Source organism: Qipengyuania huizhouensis, from assembly GCF_019711635.1.
Taxonomy (GTDB): Bacteria; Pseudomonadota; Alphaproteobacteria; order Sphingomonadales; family Sphingomonadaceae; genus Qipengyuania; species Qipengyuania huizhouensis.
In genome coordinates, this window is record NZ_JAIGNT010000008.1 from 84,298 (window position 1) to 98,580 (window position 14,283).

16 protein-coding genes and 1 tRNA gene are annotated in these 14,283 nt (G+C 56.7%); 10 read left to right on the forward strand and 7 right to left on the reverse strand.

What is annotated here, in order from left to right; all coding sequences use genetic code 11:
- The first annotated feature begins 69 nt into the window (after positions 1 to 69).
- A complete protein-coding gene (gene pyrG, locus K3180_RS08700) occupies positions 70 to 1,704 on the forward strand; it encodes a CTP synthase (RefSeq protein ID WP_221540004.1) in 1,635 nt (544 codons plus the stop codon).
- 373 nt (positions 1,705 to 2,077) lie between these two features.
- On the opposite strand, the gene K3180_RS08705 is transcribed toward pyrG, so the two are convergent.
- The gene (locus K3180_RS08705; protein ID WP_221540005.1) at positions 2,078 to 2,545 is read right to left on the reverse strand and encodes an Hsp20 family protein; all 468 of its coding nucleotides are present in this window, start codon (positions 2,543 to 2,545) and stop codon (positions 2,078 to 2,080) included.
- A gap of 167 nt (positions 2,546 to 2,712) precedes the next feature.
- Between K3180_RS08705 and grxC the strand changes: the two genes are divergently transcribed.
- From grxC to K3180_RS08730, 5 genes are all read left to right on the forward strand, one after another.
- Positions 2,713 to 2,979, forward strand: coding sequence for a glutaredoxin 3 (gene grxC / locus K3180_RS08710; RefSeq protein ID WP_221540007.1), 267 nt, complete (start codon positions 2,713 to 2,715; stop codon positions 2,977 to 2,979).
- Positions 2,976 to 3,791, forward strand: coding sequence for a carbon-nitrogen hydrolase family protein (locus K3180_RS08715; protein WP_221540009.1), 816 nt, complete (start codon positions 2,976 to 2,978; stop codon positions 3,789 to 3,791). Before grxC ends, K3180_RS08715 begins: the two co-directional genes overlap by 4 nt.
- Positions 3,792 to 3,797: 6 nt before the next feature.
- Positions 3,798 to 4,262, forward strand: coding sequence for a DUF1178 family protein (locus K3180_RS08720; RefSeq protein WP_221540011.1), 465 nt, complete (start codon positions 3,798 to 3,800; stop codon positions 4,260 to 4,262).
- A 39-nt stretch (positions 4,263 to 4,301) separates the two neighbouring features.
- Positions 4,302 to 4,378: transfer RNA gene (locus K3180_RS08725), tRNA-Arg, on the forward strand.
- Positions 4,379 to 4,452: 74 nt separating this feature from the next.
- Positions 4,453 to 4,668: a hypothetical protein gene (locus tag K3180_RS08730; RefSeq protein WP_221540013.1), complete on the forward strand. Its 216-nt coding sequence runs from the start codon at positions 4,453 to 4,455 to the stop codon at positions 4,666 to 4,668.
- A 454-nt stretch (positions 4,669 to 5,122) separates the two neighbouring features.
- Here the strand turns inward: K3180_RS08730 and K3180_RS08735 are convergent, their stop codons facing one another.
- The 3 genes from K3180_RS08735 to hppD form a co-directional block, all read right to left on the reverse strand.
- A complete protein-coding gene (locus tag K3180_RS08735) occupies positions 5,123 to 6,001 on the reverse strand; it encodes a mechanosensitive ion channel family protein (protein ID WP_345719455.1) in 879 nt (292 codons plus the stop codon).
- A gap of 90 nt (positions 6,002 to 6,091) precedes the next feature.
- A complete protein-coding gene (locus tag K3180_RS08740; protein WP_221540015.1) occupies positions 6,092 to 6,664 on the reverse strand; it encodes a VOC family protein in 573 nt (190 codons plus the stop codon).
- Positions 6,661 to 7,782: a 4-hydroxyphenylpyruvate dioxygenase gene (gene hppD / locus K3180_RS08745; RefSeq protein ID WP_221540017.1), complete on the reverse strand. Its 1,122-nt coding sequence runs from the start codon at positions 7,780 to 7,782 to the stop codon at positions 6,661 to 6,663. Before hppD ends, K3180_RS08740 begins: the two co-directional genes overlap by 4 nt.
- A 192-nt stretch (positions 7,783 to 7,974) precedes the next feature.
- On the opposite strand from hppD, the gene K3180_RS08750 reads away from it, so the two are divergent.
- The 3 genes from K3180_RS08750 to K3180_RS08760 all read left to right on the forward strand — a co-directional run bounded on the left by K3180_RS08750 (position 7,975) and on the right by K3180_RS08760 (position 10,879).
- Positions 7,975 to 8,289 (forward strand): FtsB family cell division protein, encoded by a 315-nt coding sequence (locus K3180_RS08750; protein WP_221540019.1) that lies wholly within the window; start codon positions 7,975 to 7,977, stop codon positions 8,287 to 8,289.
- 136 nt (positions 8,290 to 8,425) lie between these two features.
- Positions 8,426 to 9,496, forward strand: coding sequence for a pyruvate dehydrogenase (acetyl-transferring) E1 component subunit alpha (gene pdhA, locus K3180_RS08755; protein ID WP_247710430.1), 1,071 nt, complete (start codon positions 8,426 to 8,428; stop codon positions 9,494 to 9,496).
- Between the two features lie 3 nt (positions 9,497 to 9,499).
- Positions 9,500 to 10,879, forward strand: coding sequence for a pyruvate dehydrogenase complex E1 component subunit beta (locus K3180_RS08760; protein WP_221540020.1), 1,380 nt, complete (start codon positions 9,500 to 9,502; stop codon positions 10,877 to 10,879).
- 59 nt (positions 10,880 to 10,938) lie between these two features.
- Here K3180_RS08760 and K3180_RS08765 read toward each other — a convergent pair whose 3' ends face one another.
- The 3 genes from K3180_RS08765 to K3180_RS08775 are packed head-to-tail and all read right to left on the reverse strand — an operon-like array spanning position 10,939 to position 13,417.
- A complete protein-coding gene (locus tag K3180_RS08765) occupies positions 10,939 to 11,376 on the reverse strand; it encodes a TadE/TadG family type IV pilus assembly protein (RefSeq protein WP_221540021.1) in 438 nt (145 codons plus the stop codon).
- Entirely contained in the window at positions 11,373 to 11,834 is a 462-nt protein-coding gene (locus K3180_RS08770; RefSeq protein WP_221540023.1) for a TadE/TadG family type IV pilus assembly protein, read from the reverse strand. Before K3180_RS08770 ends, K3180_RS08765 begins: the two co-directional genes overlap by 4 nt.
- On the reverse strand, positions 11,831 to 13,417 hold the full coding sequence (locus K3180_RS08775) for a TadE/TadG family type IV pilus assembly protein (protein ID WP_221540025.1): 1,587 nt from the start codon (positions 13,415 to 13,417) through the stop codon (positions 11,831 to 11,833). The genes K3180_RS08770 and K3180_RS08775 overlap by 4 nt, the downstream gene beginning before the upstream one ends.
- Before the next feature lie 156 nt (positions 13,418 to 13,573).
- On the opposite strand from K3180_RS08775, the gene K3180_RS08780 reads away from it, so the two are divergent.
- On the forward strand, positions 13,574 to 14,212 hold the full coding sequence (locus K3180_RS08780; protein ID WP_221540027.1) for a hypothetical protein: 639 nt from the start codon (positions 13,574 to 13,576) through the stop codon (positions 14,210 to 14,212).
- The last annotated feature ends 71 nt before the right edge of the window (positions 14,213 to 14,283 follow it).

The window sequence follows — 14,283 nt, forward strand, 5'->3', positions numbered from 1 at the left end:
GATGGCGCGCTTGATTGCGCGCCTTTTCGCTTGCGCCGACTCAACCCGCACGCTTAAGGCCCGACTCCCATGGCGCGGTATATTTTCATCACCGGCGGCGTGGTCTCCTCGCTCGGTAAAGGTCTCATGGCGGCTTCTCTGGCTGCGCTGCTGCAGGCGCGCGGTTACAAGGTCCGCATCCGCAAGTTCGATCCTTACCTGAACGTCGACCCGGGAACGATGAGCCCGTATCAACACGGCGAAGTCTTTGTGACCGACGACGGCGCAGAGACCGATCTCGACCTTGGGCACTACGAACGCTTTACCGGCGTTTCCGCCCATCAGGGTGATAATATCACTTCCGGTCGCGTCTATCAGCAGATCATCGCGAAGGAACGGCGCGGGGACTATCTCGGTGCGACCGTCCAGGTAGTTCCGCACGTCACCGATGCAATCAAGGAGTTCGCGCTGGCCGGGCAGGACGATCACGATTTCATCCTGTGCGAGATCGGCGGTACGGTCGGCGATATCGAGAGCCTTCCGTTCATGGAAGCGATTCGTCAGCTCCGTAACGAGCTGGAGCCTATGCAGTCACTCAGCGTCCATGTGACGCTGGTCCCCTATATCGCAGCGGCGGGCGAGCTGAAAACCAAGCCTACCCAGCATTCCGTGCGGGAACTGGCGAGTCTTGGTATCAAGCCCGATGTCTTGCTCTGCCGGGCGGAGCATCCCATTCCTGATAGCGAACGTCAGAAGATTTCGAACTTCTGCAATGTCCGCAAGGAAGCCGTCATCCCCGCGCTGGATGCACCGTCGATCTATTCTGTTCCGTTACAGTATCATGCAGAAGGACTGGATACCGAGGTGCTGCGCGGCTTCGGTATCACCGATGCGCCCGACCCGGATCTGTCGCGCTGGTATGATGTCGTCGATCGCCATTCCAATCCGGAAGGCGAGGTGACCATCGGCGTGGTCGGCAAGTATGTCGGATTGCAGGATGCCTACAAGTCACTGAACGAAGCGCTGATCCATGGAGGCATGGCGCACCGCGTCAAAGTCAATATCAAGTGGATCGACGCCGAGGTCTTCGAGCAAAGCGATGGCGAGATTGCTGCGCAACTCGAGCCCATGCACGGCATCCTCGTACCCGGCGGCTTCGGTGAGCGCGGCAGCGAGGGCAAGATTGCCAGTGTGCGTTTCGCGCGCGAGCGGAAAGTGCCGTTCCTGGGAATTTGCCTGGGCATGCAGATGGCCTGTATCGAGGGTGCCCGCACAGCCGGTCTGGATAAGGCCAGCTCGACGGAATTTGGCGAAACCACCGAACCGGTAGTCGGCATCATCACCGAATGGATGAGCGAAGAGGGACTTCAGAAGCGCGAGAAGGGGGGGGACCTCGGTGGCACGATGCGGCTTGGTGCATACGATGCGAAACTGGCAGCCAACAGTCATGTTTCTTCGATCTATGGCGGCACGACCGATATTTCGGAGCGTCACCGGCACCGGTACGAGGTCAACGCGGCTTACATCGAACCGCTCGAAAAGCAGGGTTTGATCTTTTCCGGCATGTCACCCGACGGCCTGCTACCGGAAATCGTCGAGCGACCCGACCATCCCTGGTTCGTAGGCGTACAATTCCATCCCGAACTCAAGTCCAGACCGTTCGAGCCGCACCCCCTGTTTGCGGGCTTTATTGGAGCGGCACTCGAGCAAGCGCGCTTGGTCTGAAATATTTTTCGCACCAAGGCGCCAGATCTAAGTGCCTGATATGTTGCACTGTACCCAAGAGCATTTGTAGGCACGCGACACATCGTCACGTCTATTGCTCGCGACGCCGCTTTATCTTTTGTTACAATTAATGCAGGACGCCCGCGACTCGGTTTCAAAAAGCTATTGAGTGCACGAGGTTTTCGCTGAGCGCGCAAGTGGTGGGACTTGCCTCGAACCCGGTCGTCTTCTGCGACCCGGACGGCCGAATCCGAGGCTTGGCGGCGCTAGTCGTCGCGGGGGCGGTGCCATTGGTGCCGTCCCCATTCTTTATCCGGCACAGAAAAAGCGGCGCCTCCGGAAAGGCGCCGCTCTCTCTATATATCCGATCCGATCAGGCTGCGGCAGTTTCGTCGTCGTCCTTGACGATTTCGAGAGCTTGCTTGCCGCCGATCGAAATCTTCTTTGGCTTCATCGCGTCGGGCACTTCACGCACGAGATCTATTATCAGCATGCCATCCTTGAGGTCGGCAGCCTTGACCCGTACATAGTCCGCCAGATCGAACCGACGTTCGAAACCGCGGTTTGCAATGCCGACATGCAGCATTTCGCCTTCGGGCTGGTCGTCGCGCTTGCGTCCTTGAATTACCAGAAGGTTCTGCTGCGCGGTAATGTCGAGATCTTCGGCGCGAAAGCCGGCCACCGCGAGTGTGATGCGGTACTCATCATCATCGCAGCGTTCTATATTGAAAGGTGGATAGTTATCGCCCCCGGCGTTGCGCGCCTGACGCTCCATCAGGTCGAACAGACGGTCGAAACCGACGGTGGAGCGGCGATAAGGGGTGGTGTCGAAACGGTTCATCGAAACAAATCCTCCAATGAGCAATTTGAGTGTGTAAAAGGGGCCCATCAGTGGCACCCCCGCGCTGCCGCACCATGCGACGGCACAACCAAGATAATCTCTTCCAAATTGCTTTCAAGCAGAGCCTGCAAGCCCTATTCATGAACAGGAACCCAAAAGGATATTAAATGAACCAGCCGCGTATCGACATCTACACCAAGTTCGGTTGCGGGTACTGCTTCCGCGCCAAGCGCCTGCTCGATGAAAAAGGTGCGGATTACGAGGAACACGATATCACCATGGGCGGCCCCAAGCGTGAGGAAATGCTCCAGCGGGCACCTCAAGCTCGTACGGTTCCGCAAATCTTTATCGGCGAAACTTACGTCGGTGGGTCCGATGAACTCGCAGCGCTCGAACGCGCCGGGAAGCTGGACGCGCTGCTCGAGGCTGAATGACCCGTATAGCCGTCCTTCAAACGACTACCGGCATTGACCCCAAGGCGAATGCCGATCATTTGGGCAAGGCTGTTGCGCGAGCAGCAGGCGAGGGAGCGGCTATGCTCTTCACGCCCGAGATGTCAGGACTGCTCGATCGCGACCGGAGCCGCGCTGCTGCATCGATCAGCCGAGAAGAGAACGATCCGGTCCTTGGCGCAGTTCGCGAAGCTAGTGCGAAACACGGAATTTGGACATGCATTGGCTCGTTGGCGATTGATACGGGCGAGGGTAAGTGGGCAAACCGTTCACTCATCATCGATGCCTCCGGCAATATTGCCGCACGTTACGACAAGATCCACATGTTCGATGTCGATCTGGCGTCGGGGGAAAGCTGGCGCGAATCCAACGCGTATCGCGCCGGCGAGCACGTGGTGACGGTAGAGACCCCGATCGGCAAGCTCGGCCTGGCCGTTTGCTATGACCTCAGGTTTCCAGCGCTATTCGAAGCACTTGGAAATGCGCGCTGCGATGCGATCGCAATTCCGGCAGCCTTTACCGTGCCGACCGGGGAAGCCCACTGGCATGTGCTGCAACGTGCCCGGGCGATTGAGGCTAGCGCCTATGTCATAGCCGCAGCGCAAGTAGGAAATCACGAGGACGGCCGCCGAACATATGGTCACAGCCTTGCAATCGACCCTTGGGGCGAGGTGCTGCTTGACATGGGAGGGCACGAAGCCGGTCTGGGTTTGGCCGAGATAGACGCTGAAAGAATAGAACAGGTGCGTTCGCAGGTGCCCAGCCTTGCCAATCGACGCAAAATCTCCAACTAGGCGCGCATGATCGTATTCGACCTCCATTGTGACCAGGGCCACCGTTTCGAGGGCTGGTTCGGCTCCTCCAACGATTTTGATAATCAGATGGAACGGGGACTGATCGATTGCCCCGAATGTGGCAGCAAAAGTATCGGGAAGGCGCCCATGGCCCCGTCCGTCGGCACAAAGGGCAATAAACGCGAAAGCCGTCACCCTGCAAAAGAAGCGCAACTATCCAATGCACCCATGCCGCCAGAGGTCGAAAAAGCGATCAGGCAACTGGCGAACGCACAGGCAAAGGCGCTTGAGAGTAGCAAGTGGGTGGGTGACAAATTCGCCGAAGAAGCCCGCTCGCAACATTATGGCGAAAAAGATGAGACGCCGATCCACGGCAAGGCTACGCGCAAGGAAGCCGAAGAACTGGCGGCCGAAGGGATTTCGGTGGCTCCTATACTCTTCCCGATCGCCGAACCCGACCAACTCAACTGATTGCCACTCCGTCCCGAGCCGCTATAGAGCGCCTTCGGAGCGCCCGTAGCTCAGTCGGATAGAGCACCAGATTCCTAATCTGGGGGCCACAGGTTCGAATCCTGTCGGGCGCACCACCTTTTCAAAGGCTTGGTAGGGGTAAGGGAGTTATCTCGTTAAGTTGAGGCAAGGCATAGGTACAGGTGGCGGCTTGGAAAAGAAGCTAATCGACTTGAAGGCCTTCGCCAGCAAGCTTCCTCCAGAGCACGACAAACTAAAAAAGGCCGTTCGAGATGGACAGATATCCATTCTGTTCACTCTGATCCATCAACTGCGGTCGTTTTTCGATCGTGCATTCGCAGAGCGGATGATTGAGCATTTCATGCAGGCTTCGGCGTTGGTGGCGGTTCAATCGGAAGATTGGTAATTAACCCTCGCGAAGCGTCAGGCAATTCAAGGGACAGTATACTTAACTCGAGGTGGTTTGCAGGCTCCGGCCCGCAACTGCTTTCCTACTCTTTCCTGTCGCGCTACCGCATCCATTGCTCTTTGAACGTCGTAAATGCAGTCCATTCGACGCCCTGCCTCCCCCCGGGGGGCACCTGCAAAAGTGTCAATCGCTGCGAGGGAAAATATTCTCTTTAATTCCAATACTTTATGCAGATTTATCCGGAGTGACATAGTGTCGCCTTCGTCACCCGCCGAGTTCCTGAGACAGGATATTCAATCGCTGGTACTGTCGGGGCAAGTCCGCTGGCTAGTAAGGAACGGGGGGCTCTGGCTCCGCATCGGTGGCGCGAAAAAGGCACGGCTGCGCCGATCGGAGACAAATTGCAGCTAGTCCGACAGACCTGCGCAGGCCAGTCTTCCCGGCACCGAGATCAGGGCGTTTTTTTGCTCGTCCGTCCAAGTTGGCTGACGGGAACCGTCTCCTTGAACGTGTGAGTAACGTAGGGAAATGGGATTTCGATACCCGCTTCATCAAGCGATGCCTTGATCGCGCGAATGACCTTGTCCTTGCTCTCCCGGCCAGAGCGAGGCGTGCTACCCGCCCACCATCGCACGAGAAAATCGACCGAGCTGGAGTTGAACTCCTGTGCGAAGATGTCGACCCCCTTGCTTGCCAGCACATCGGTAACGCCCTCGACTGCGCGCCGGATAATATCGGCCGCGTGATCGAGATTGGTGTCGTAGGAAACGCCAACCACCGCATCGTATCGACGCTGTTCTACATCGGTCAGAATCTCGACCGGGTTTTTGAACAGGATCGAATTCGGCACCACCGTCAGCTCACCCGAGAGCTTGCGGACATGGGTCTCGCGCAGGGTAATGTGCTCGACCTTACCCGTGATGCCTTCACATTCGATGACGTCGCCAATCTGCATTTTTTCCCGCAGCATAATCAGTATGCCGGCGAAGAAATTCTCGAAGATATCCTGGAACGCGAAGCCGATCGCAACTGCACCTATGCCCAGGCCCGCAAGGAGGCTTGCAGCTGTAAGCCCCGGCATGACCACCACTGCAGCGATGAACAGCCCCACGATCCATATGGTCAGCCTGACCAAAGTATCGACGAGGTTTTTAAGGCTCGACCGAATTTCGGTACGGCCCACGATCATATCCGAGATGCGCACCGCGAAGCGCGCGATGATCCAAGTGATCAGAACGATCAGAAGCGATATGGCAAGGCTGGGCAAAGACGCAACGAAGGCTTCGCTCATCTCCTGCAGCTGCTCACGCAGCGTTTCGACGTAATTCACAGATGGCTCCCTTTGCACGGCAACGTTGTGCAGCGCAGCAGGTTCCAAAATGGCCAAGAAGTAGAGTTTCTATCTGTTAGGCGAATTGGTTCAGCTTTTGCTGTGTTCCTTACGCGCTATTTCGTGCAGCCAGTCTGCGTGCCGGGGAGCCTTTTTCGTTTCACTCCACTCTTCCAGCATCATCGGAGCTACACGTTTTAATTCGGCATACTGCTCGTCTGTACCGATGTCGGTCGCCAATTCGACGCGATGTCCATTGGGATCGAAGAAATAAATCGATTTGAAGATGCCATGATGGGTCGGACCGAGAACGTCGATGCCCAAGCTTTCGACATGCTCCTTGGCAGCTTGCAGCTCTTCTTCGCTTCCAACTTTGAACGCCAGGTGCTGGACCCATGCAGGGGTATTTTCGTCGCGCCCCATATCCTTCTGGTTGGGCAACTCGAAAAAGGCGAGTATGTTGCCATTACCCGCGTCCAGAAACACGTGCATGTAGGGATCGTACTCACCAGTCGAAGGCACATGATCTTCGGCAAAGGCAGTAGTATAGTCCATGCCCAGAACCTTGCCGTACCATTCGACGGTCTCTTTCGCATCCTTGCAACGGTATGCGGCGTGGTGGACGCCGCCAAGTTTGACGGGGTGGTCGGCTACGTCATTCATTCCGCAGGCTCCGTTTCAATGGACTTCGCATCCTCGACATTCAGGACACCCCGCTTGATCTGATCGCGCTCCATACTTTCGAACAGCGCCTTGAAGTTGCCCTCGCCGAAGCCTTCGTCACCCTTGCGCTGGATGAATTCGAAGAACACCGGGCCGACCTGTGCTTCGGCAAAAATTTGCAGAAGAAGGCGCGGCTGGCCGCCTTCGGTCGTGCCGTCGAGGAGAATGCCTCGCATCTTGAGCTGGTCGACGTCTTCGCCGTGATCGGGAAGACGCTCCGACAGCATTTCGTAATAGGTCTCGGGTGGGGCGGTCATGAAAGGAACTCCAAGTTCCTTCAGATTATCCCAGCAGCCGATGAGATCGTCGCAGATCAGGGCAATGTGCTGGATGCCTTCGCCGTTGAACTCCTTGAGGAATTCTTCGATCTGGCCCTTGCCACCTTCGCCTTCTTCATTGAGCGGGATGCGGATCTTGCCGTCGGGTGCGGTAAGCGCCTTCGAGGTAAGGCCGGTGTATTCGCCCTTGATGTCGAAGAAGCGGATTTCGCGGAAGTTGAAGAGCGTCTCGTAATAGTCCGCCCAGTACTTCATGCGGCCATTGTAGACATTGTGGGTCAGGTGATCGATCACGTTAAAGCCCGCGCCGACCGGGAATTTCTCCACACCATCGAGATACTCGAAGTCGATGTCGTAGATCGAAAGACCTTCCCCGTCCTGTTCGATATAACGATCGATCAGATAGATGATCGCGCCGCCAATCCCGCGGATCGCCGGAATGCGCAATTCCATCGGGCCGGTATCTACGACGACCGGCTCCGCACCGCGCTTTAACAACTCTTCATATGCGGCCTTCGCATTGCGTACGCGAAATCCCATACCGCAGGCTGAGGGGCCGTGCTCCCGCGCGAAGTACCAGGCCGCGCTGCGCGGTTCATAATTGATGATCAGATTGATCCCGCCCTGGCGCCACAGGTGAACGTCTTTCGAGCGATGGGTCGCGACATTGGTAAAGCCCATGGCCTCGAAAACCGGTTCTATCACACCTTTATCTGGGGCACAGAATTCGACGAATTCGAAGCCGTCGAGACCGATGGGGTTTTCGAAAAGGTCGGGCATGGAAATCCTCTGTCGGTTAAATTAGTTTCAATGGAAACCAATTACGCTTGATGGCTGAGATTGTCAAGGTTGCAACGGGTCGGGCAGGGGCAGGGTTCCTTCGCCCGAACCGCCGCGAAAGCGGCCGCTAGCCGCCGGAATCCTTGCGAATTGCACTTGCCTCAAACGGTTAACTGTGATTCTGTGCGGGCCATGAAGCGGGCAAGCAGATTCGACTTGGTTCGGAAGCAGAAGGCGGCGCAAAACGCGGCGCTCGTTGTCCTGCTCATTCTCGGCGGTCTTGCGGTGGCCGGTCCTTCGGGCCTGCTGGCCTGGAGCGAAAACCTGCGCCTTCTTGATCAGCGAGAAGCCCAGCTTGCGGCTCTCCAGAAGGAGCGCGCCGCGTTGGAAAACAAGGTCGCGTTACTGCATCCCGATCGCGCCGATCCGGACATGGTCGGCGAACTTCTGCGCAGCCAGCTCAACGTCGTCCACCCCGACGAAGTCGTCATAAAACTCGACGACTAGCCTCCTGCACCGGGGGTGGAACCCTGCCGTTCCGTAAGGTTTTCGTATGCAAGCTACACGCACCGTTGCGCTGCCTGCAAGGCTGTGCCTATAGGCGCTGCATCATTCCTCCCCGGAAGAACAAGGGACAATTGTTTTGGCCAAGCCCTCCAAGAACAAGACGCCGCAAAGCCCGGCGGAAAACCCGGAATTTGCGCTGCATTCGCTTCAGGAAGAGTTCGAGAAGGCAAAGCGTTACGATGCCTCGCCCGAGCAATTGCGCCAGTTCTACGAACAGATGCTGCTTATCCGTCGTTTCGAAGAGCGGGCAGGGCAGCTCTATGGTCTCGGGTTGATCGGCGGATTCTGCCACCTTTATATTGGGCAGGAAGCGGTCGCGATCGGCCTGCAATCGGCGCTCGACGGCGATAAGGACAGCGTGATCACCGGCTATCGTGATCACGGCCATATGCTTGCCTATGGTATCGATCCGAAATTGATCATGGCCGAGCTGACCGGCCGCGAGGCAGGCATCTCGAAGGGCAAGGGCGGGTCGATGCACATGTTCTCGACCGAGCATAAGTTCTACGGCGGGCACGGGATTGTCGGTGCGCAGGTCGCGCTGGGTGGCGGGCTCGCGCTTGCGCATCAGTACAACGATGATGGCGGCCTCTGTCTTGCCTATTTCGGCGACGGTGCGGCGAACCAGGGGCAGGTGTACGAAACCTTCAACATGGCGTCGCTGTGGAAGCTGCCGATCGTCTTCGTGGTCGAAAACAATCAGTATGCCATGGGTACCGCGGTCGGCCGCTCAAGTGCGGAAACCGAATTCTACCGTCGCGGCACGGCATTCCGCATCCCCGGCATGAAGGTCAACGGCATGGATGTACTCGAAGTGCGCCAGGCCGCCGAAATTGCATTCAAGCATGTGCGCGAGGGCAGGGGGCCGGTGCTGATGGAATGCGAAACCTATCGCTATCGCGGGCACTCCATGTCCGACCCGGCCAAGTATCGCACGCGCGAAGAAGTACAGGACATGAAGGACCACAAGGACCCGATCGAGGGACTGAAGAAGATCCTGATGGAACAGGGCAATACCGAGGACGAATTGAAAGCCATCGACAAGGACATTCGCAAGGTCGTCAGCGAAGCTGCGGACTTCGCCGAGAACTCGCCAGAGCCCGAGCCGAGCGAACTCTACACCGATGTTCTGGTGGAGGAGTATTGAGCCATGGCTATCGAACTCAAGATGCCCGCGCTGTCGCCCACGATGGAAGAGGGTACATTAGCCAAATGGCTCAAGCAGGAAGGTGATGAAATCACCGCCGGCGACATTATTGCGGAGATCGAAACCGACAAGGCAACGATGGAATTCGAAGCGGTCGACGAAGGAACGCTCGGTAAAATCCTCGTGCCCGAAGGTACCGAGAACGTGGCCGTCGGCACGGTCATCGCGATGCTCGCAGGCGAAGGTGAGGACGTATCCGATATTGCCGTCGAAACACCCGCGACCGATGATAAGCCCGGAGAGGGGAAGGACGTCGGTAGAGAGCCGTCAGAAGCCGAGATCACCAAGCCTGCGAAAAAATCCGGTGTGAAAGACCCGGAAATCCCACACGGTACCAATATGGCCACCGTCACTGTTCGCGAAGCGCTGCGCGATGCGATGGCCGAGGAAATGCGCCGCGACGAACGAGTCTTCGTGATGGGCGAGGAAGTCGCCCAATACCAGGGCGCTTATAAGGTCACGCAGGGCCTGCTCGACGAATTCGGTCCCAAGCGCGTGATCGATACGCCGATTACCGAATACGGCTTCGCCGGTATCGGGACCGGGGCTGCAATGGGTGGTTTGCGTCCGGTCGTTGAATTTATGACATTCAACTTCGCCATGCAGGCGATCGACCACATCATCAATTCTGCAGCCAAGACCAATTATATGTCAGGTGGCCAGATGCGATGCCCGGTAGTATTCCGCGGCCCCAACGCGGCGGCAAGCCGCGTGGGCGCGCAGCACAGCCAGAACTATGGCCCTTGGTACGCAAGCGTCCCTGGCCTGATTGTGATTGCGCCTTATGATGCTTCTGATGCGAAGGGGTTGCTGAAGGCCGCGATCCGCTGCGAAGACCCGGTGGTCTTTCTCGAGAACGAACTGGTCTATGGACGAAGCTTCGAACTACCCGAGCTGGACGATCATGTCCTGCCGATCGGCAAGGCGCGGATCATGCGCGAAGGTACAGACGTCACGATAGTCGCTTACTCGATCGCTGTCGGTCTCGCGCTGGAAGCAGCGGAAGAACTGGCGGGCAAGGGGATCGAAGCCGAAGTGATCGATCTGCGCACGCTACGCCCTCTCGATAAAGAAACTGTACTCGAAAGCCTGAAGAAGACCAACCGTCTCGTCATCGCCGAGGAAGGCTGGCCAACCTGTTCCATTGCCTCTGAAATCGTGGCGATCTGCATGGAAGAAGGTTTCGATCATCTGGACGCGCCGGTCACTCGCGTTTGTAACGAGGACGTGCCGCTGCCTTATGCGGCAAATCTTGAGAAACTGGCGCTGATCGACACGCCCAAAATCGTGAAGGCTGCGAAGAAGGTCTGTTATCGAGATTGATGAAAGGGAAATCCCTAAGCTGCACAATGTAACGAAGAGATTCCCGGAAGTCCTCTAAATCACTCGTCGATGACGAAAATCGGCCGCGAGAATGACATTTGCGTGCTGGTGAAATCGAAGAATGGCAGCACGTCCGGAGGCGTGTACGTAATGGTCATGGTTTTTTCGAAGGTGCCATGCACACGCGGAGTCGCCACGGGTACTATCGTCACGGCAACGCTGTCGTTGAGCATGTAAGGTGAGGATTGTGCGATAGCGATTGCCTTGGTTTGTATCGCGCTATCGGAGATCGTGTTTTCCTTCATATATTCGATCACGGCATAACGTGCAGTGTCGGAAGCCACGCCTCGTAGCGAATTATAAGCCTGCATGCTGATCCCGATCTGGATCGCTCCGAAGAAGAGACCGAGAACCACCGGCGCCAGGAGTGCGAACTCGATGATCGTAGTCCCGCGCTCGTCGATGCGAAGACTCGAAAAGAGAGGCGGCCTTCTCATGAAATCTGCACCCGCCTGGTAAGGTCGTAATTTACCGTGTTCCCAACCCCGAAATCGGTCCAAAGCGGGGTGTACCAGTCGGCAATTTCGATTTCGATGAATTCGGAAATGACCGCGCCTGTAGGGCATGTTGAAAGGTCAACCACAAGCGAGGCATCGGAGTTGCAGCGATATTTCTTGACCAGCGTCACTTTGTCGGCGGGAAGGCCCGTCGAAGTTTCGATGATCTCTTCTAACTTGTCGATGTCGCTCTGGTCTTCAGGCAGAGAGGCGAGCACGATCGATCCGGCTTCTGCCACGGCAATCTGCAACTCGTTATTGCGAGAGACAAGCCGACTAACCTCGAACCCTCCGAGACAGAGCATGACCAGTACGGGGAGAACGATCGCAGTCTCGATGACCATCGAGCCTTTGCGATCCCCGGCAACCGTTTTGAGAGTGTCGAAAAGGCGGATCACAAAACCAGCCTCACGCGTGTGCCACCTTCGCCTACGACGATATCGTGCGTCTTACCAGCCGGGCAAAGTGTGGTCAGATCTGCAGTACCGCTGATTTGAAGAGTTTTTGTGGCAACCATCATACATTCGGAAGACGCATTGGGCGTACCTGCAATCTTCAGGTCGCTGTTTGGCATGTAGATGATTCCATTGAGGTCGAGACCAGCATCGCCCGTGATCTTACTTCCCGAGCTGCCCGGCGAGTCCGGGTCCTCGAAGATGAGCATGTCTTCCATGCGATCTGCATCATCTGATGAGACGCCCACTGCGATAAGTTCGGTCTTTGTCATTGGGGTCAAATATAGGCTACCGCCGCCATTGACGTCGATGCCAGCACCGTTCTTCAGGACGAACATCACGCCTGTACCAGTAAGCGAGACTCCTCCGTTGATCTTCAGGGTACCCCCATCGATCACATATACGCCGCCGGCCATGTTTAGATCACAACCAACGTCAAAGTTGGTGTAGGTGCCGGGCTGAAGATCGGTGTCGCTAGAGAGATTGACCTTGTTGGCATAGGTGAAATGGGTCGTTGTGATTTTTTCGATGTATATCCTGTCCGGGCCGCTGCCAGCAATTTGACTCAAATTTTCGTGGACCGCAGGCTGGGAGTAATCATTGGGCTCACTCATGAAAGAAGCCGCAATTTCTGTCGGATATGTCGTAGTATAGGGGGATTGCGTGCCCTCGCCGGAATAATCTATTGATCCTGCCGAATACGCTGCGCTCTTGTTTTTACCTCTGTAATATTTGAACGTGACGTCATCGGACTGAGTTTCATCGGCCTGCCACGATGCAGTGGCATCGCCGCAACTTATTGTTCGAGGAGTTGTGTTGTCAGGTGGGGTCAGTCCTTCCCATGGATCCACCATGTTGTCATAATTCTCTACGACTTCGGCATTTTCAAATGCGCCCATCCCGTCGTCGATAGTGCCACCAGCAATGACCCAATTGATATTCTGAGCTCCACCACTGCCATTGGTAACGATGGCATCTTCGGCATTAGAGCGCGCACCCACGCCGCAGGCGGCGTCGACTGTCGGCCCGCCGTTGAACCACATGGTGCGGGTGGAGGTTGGATCGAGCGAGTATAGACACGCTGTAAACTGCTGCGTGGTTTCCCAGATCGCCTGCGCCTCTACGGCGATCGTCATGCCGTCACCCAGCACCAGTTCGGTGAAGGGGAGGGAAGCTGATACAGTGGCATCCACCATGACGCTGCTGTCAGCAGTGCCATCCCACGTTTCCAGGCCAACATTGTGGGTCAGCAGGTAATCCTTCGTCACCGAAAGATTGGCGTAGAATTCCTGGCTAGCGCGGGTTTCGTATTCAGTGCCGGTATCGCCGTTTCCACGCGCCCAAGCACCAGCCAGAGCGCTTTGGTCCACTGCGTACTGCGCTTCACGTTTCCAAGTGTAATATTGCGCCATGTCGACGCCTAGCCCTGCCGTGCCGAACAAGACCGGCGCCCCCATGGCGACGAGCATGAGAGCGTTTCCGCTTGTGTCGACTTTCAGTCGGCGCATAAATTCGGCTAAGCTCATTGTCTGCATCCACCTCGAACGGTTCGACTCGAACGTGCCTTGTAAGAATCCATTACTTATTTTTTATGCACTGGTTTTGGTTAATTAGTCGTATCAGCCCCGTCCCCAGTTTCAGGTCGGCTTGACAGGTGGGGGTAGGAATCCGAAGCGGAAGAAGTGATCGACAGCCGCGACACTAAACTGGCCGACTGGGCACCCATGGTGCTGGCTTCGGCAAATACGCGCCTTCGGCCCATCCTCGAATCAGGCTTGCTATTGGATGCCAAACTAGCTCGTATTGCTCTTTCGGCTAACGAACCCGCGCTCGCGCAAATTCAATTGGCTTGGTGGCGCGAAGAACTTCGTCGGGATCGAAGCGACCCCAATATCTTGCCACCGGATCCGCTTCTGGCATCCCTGCTGAGTGCATGGACGACAAGCAAGTCCGGTCTGGTCGCGCTGGTGAACGGATGGGAAGAATTGGTCGGCGGCCCTCCTTGGGAACCAAGCGTCGGCGATGCCTTGGCAAAGGGCCGGGGAGCGCTTTTCGAAGGATTGGCCGATCAGCTGGGCTATTCCGACTGCGCGCCAGCCGCCGCCATGCACGGCGTGATGTGGGCACGAGCCGATTTTGCCTGCTTCAATTCGCTGGATCCGAGCCGGCCTCCGAAATTACCTCGCTTGCCAAGGGAATTGCGACCGCTGGCCATTATCGGGGGGCTGGCGGCCCGGGCATTCAAACGTGGCGGCCAGCCTTTGTTTGGAGATCGTCTCAGCCCCTTTGTCGCGCTCAGGCTTGGAATCTTCGGTGCTTAGGCCCTGTTGACAAACTGGATTCACAATCGCTGCGAGATGTGATTCAAGATAGCTTTTGCGGAGGTTATCTT

Bases quoted from the DNA above. Each gene is read 5' to 3' on its own strand.
- pyrG (WP_221540004.1), top strand. From the start codon at position 70: ATGGCGCGGTATATTTTCATCACCGGCGGCGTGGTCTCCTCGCTCGGT.
- K3180_RS08740 (WP_221540015.1), bottom strand. From the start codon at position 6,664: ATGAATGACGTAGCCGACCACCCCGTCAAACTTGGCGGCGTCCACCAC.
- K3180_RS08715 (WP_221540009.1), top strand. From the start codon at position 2,976: ATGACCCGTATAGCCGTCCTTCAAACGACTACCGGCATTGACCCCAAG.
- K3180_RS08765 (WP_221540021.1), bottom strand. From the start codon at position 11,376: ATGAGAAGGCCGCCTCTCTTTTCGAGTCTTCGCATCGACGAGCGCGGG.
- K3180_RS08750 (WP_221540019.1), top strand. From the start codon at position 7,975: ATGAAGCGGGCAAGCAGATTCGACTTGGTTCGGAAGCAGAAGGCGGCG.
- K3180_RS08775 (WP_221540025.1), bottom strand. From the start codon at position 13,417: ATGAGCTTAGCCGAATTTATGCGCCGACTGAAAGTCGACACAAGCGGA.
- grxC (WP_221540007.1), top strand. From the start codon at position 2,713: ATGAACCAGCCGCGTATCGACATCTACACCAAGTTCGGTTGCGGGTAC.
- K3180_RS08760 (WP_221540020.1), top strand. From the start codon at position 9,500: ATGGCTATCGAACTCAAGATGCCCGCGCTGTCGCCCACGATGGAAGAG.
- K3180_RS08705 (WP_221540005.1), bottom strand. From the start codon at position 2,545: ATGAACCGTTTCGACACCACCCCTTATCGCCGCTCCACCGTCGGTTTC.
- hppD (WP_221540017.1), bottom strand. From the start codon at position 7,782: ATGCCCGACCTTTTCGAAAACCCCATCGGTCTCGACGGCTTCGAATTC.
- K3180_RS08720 (WP_221540011.1), top strand. From the start codon at position 3,798: ATGATCGTATTCGACCTCCATTGTGACCAGGGCCACCGTTTCGAGGGC.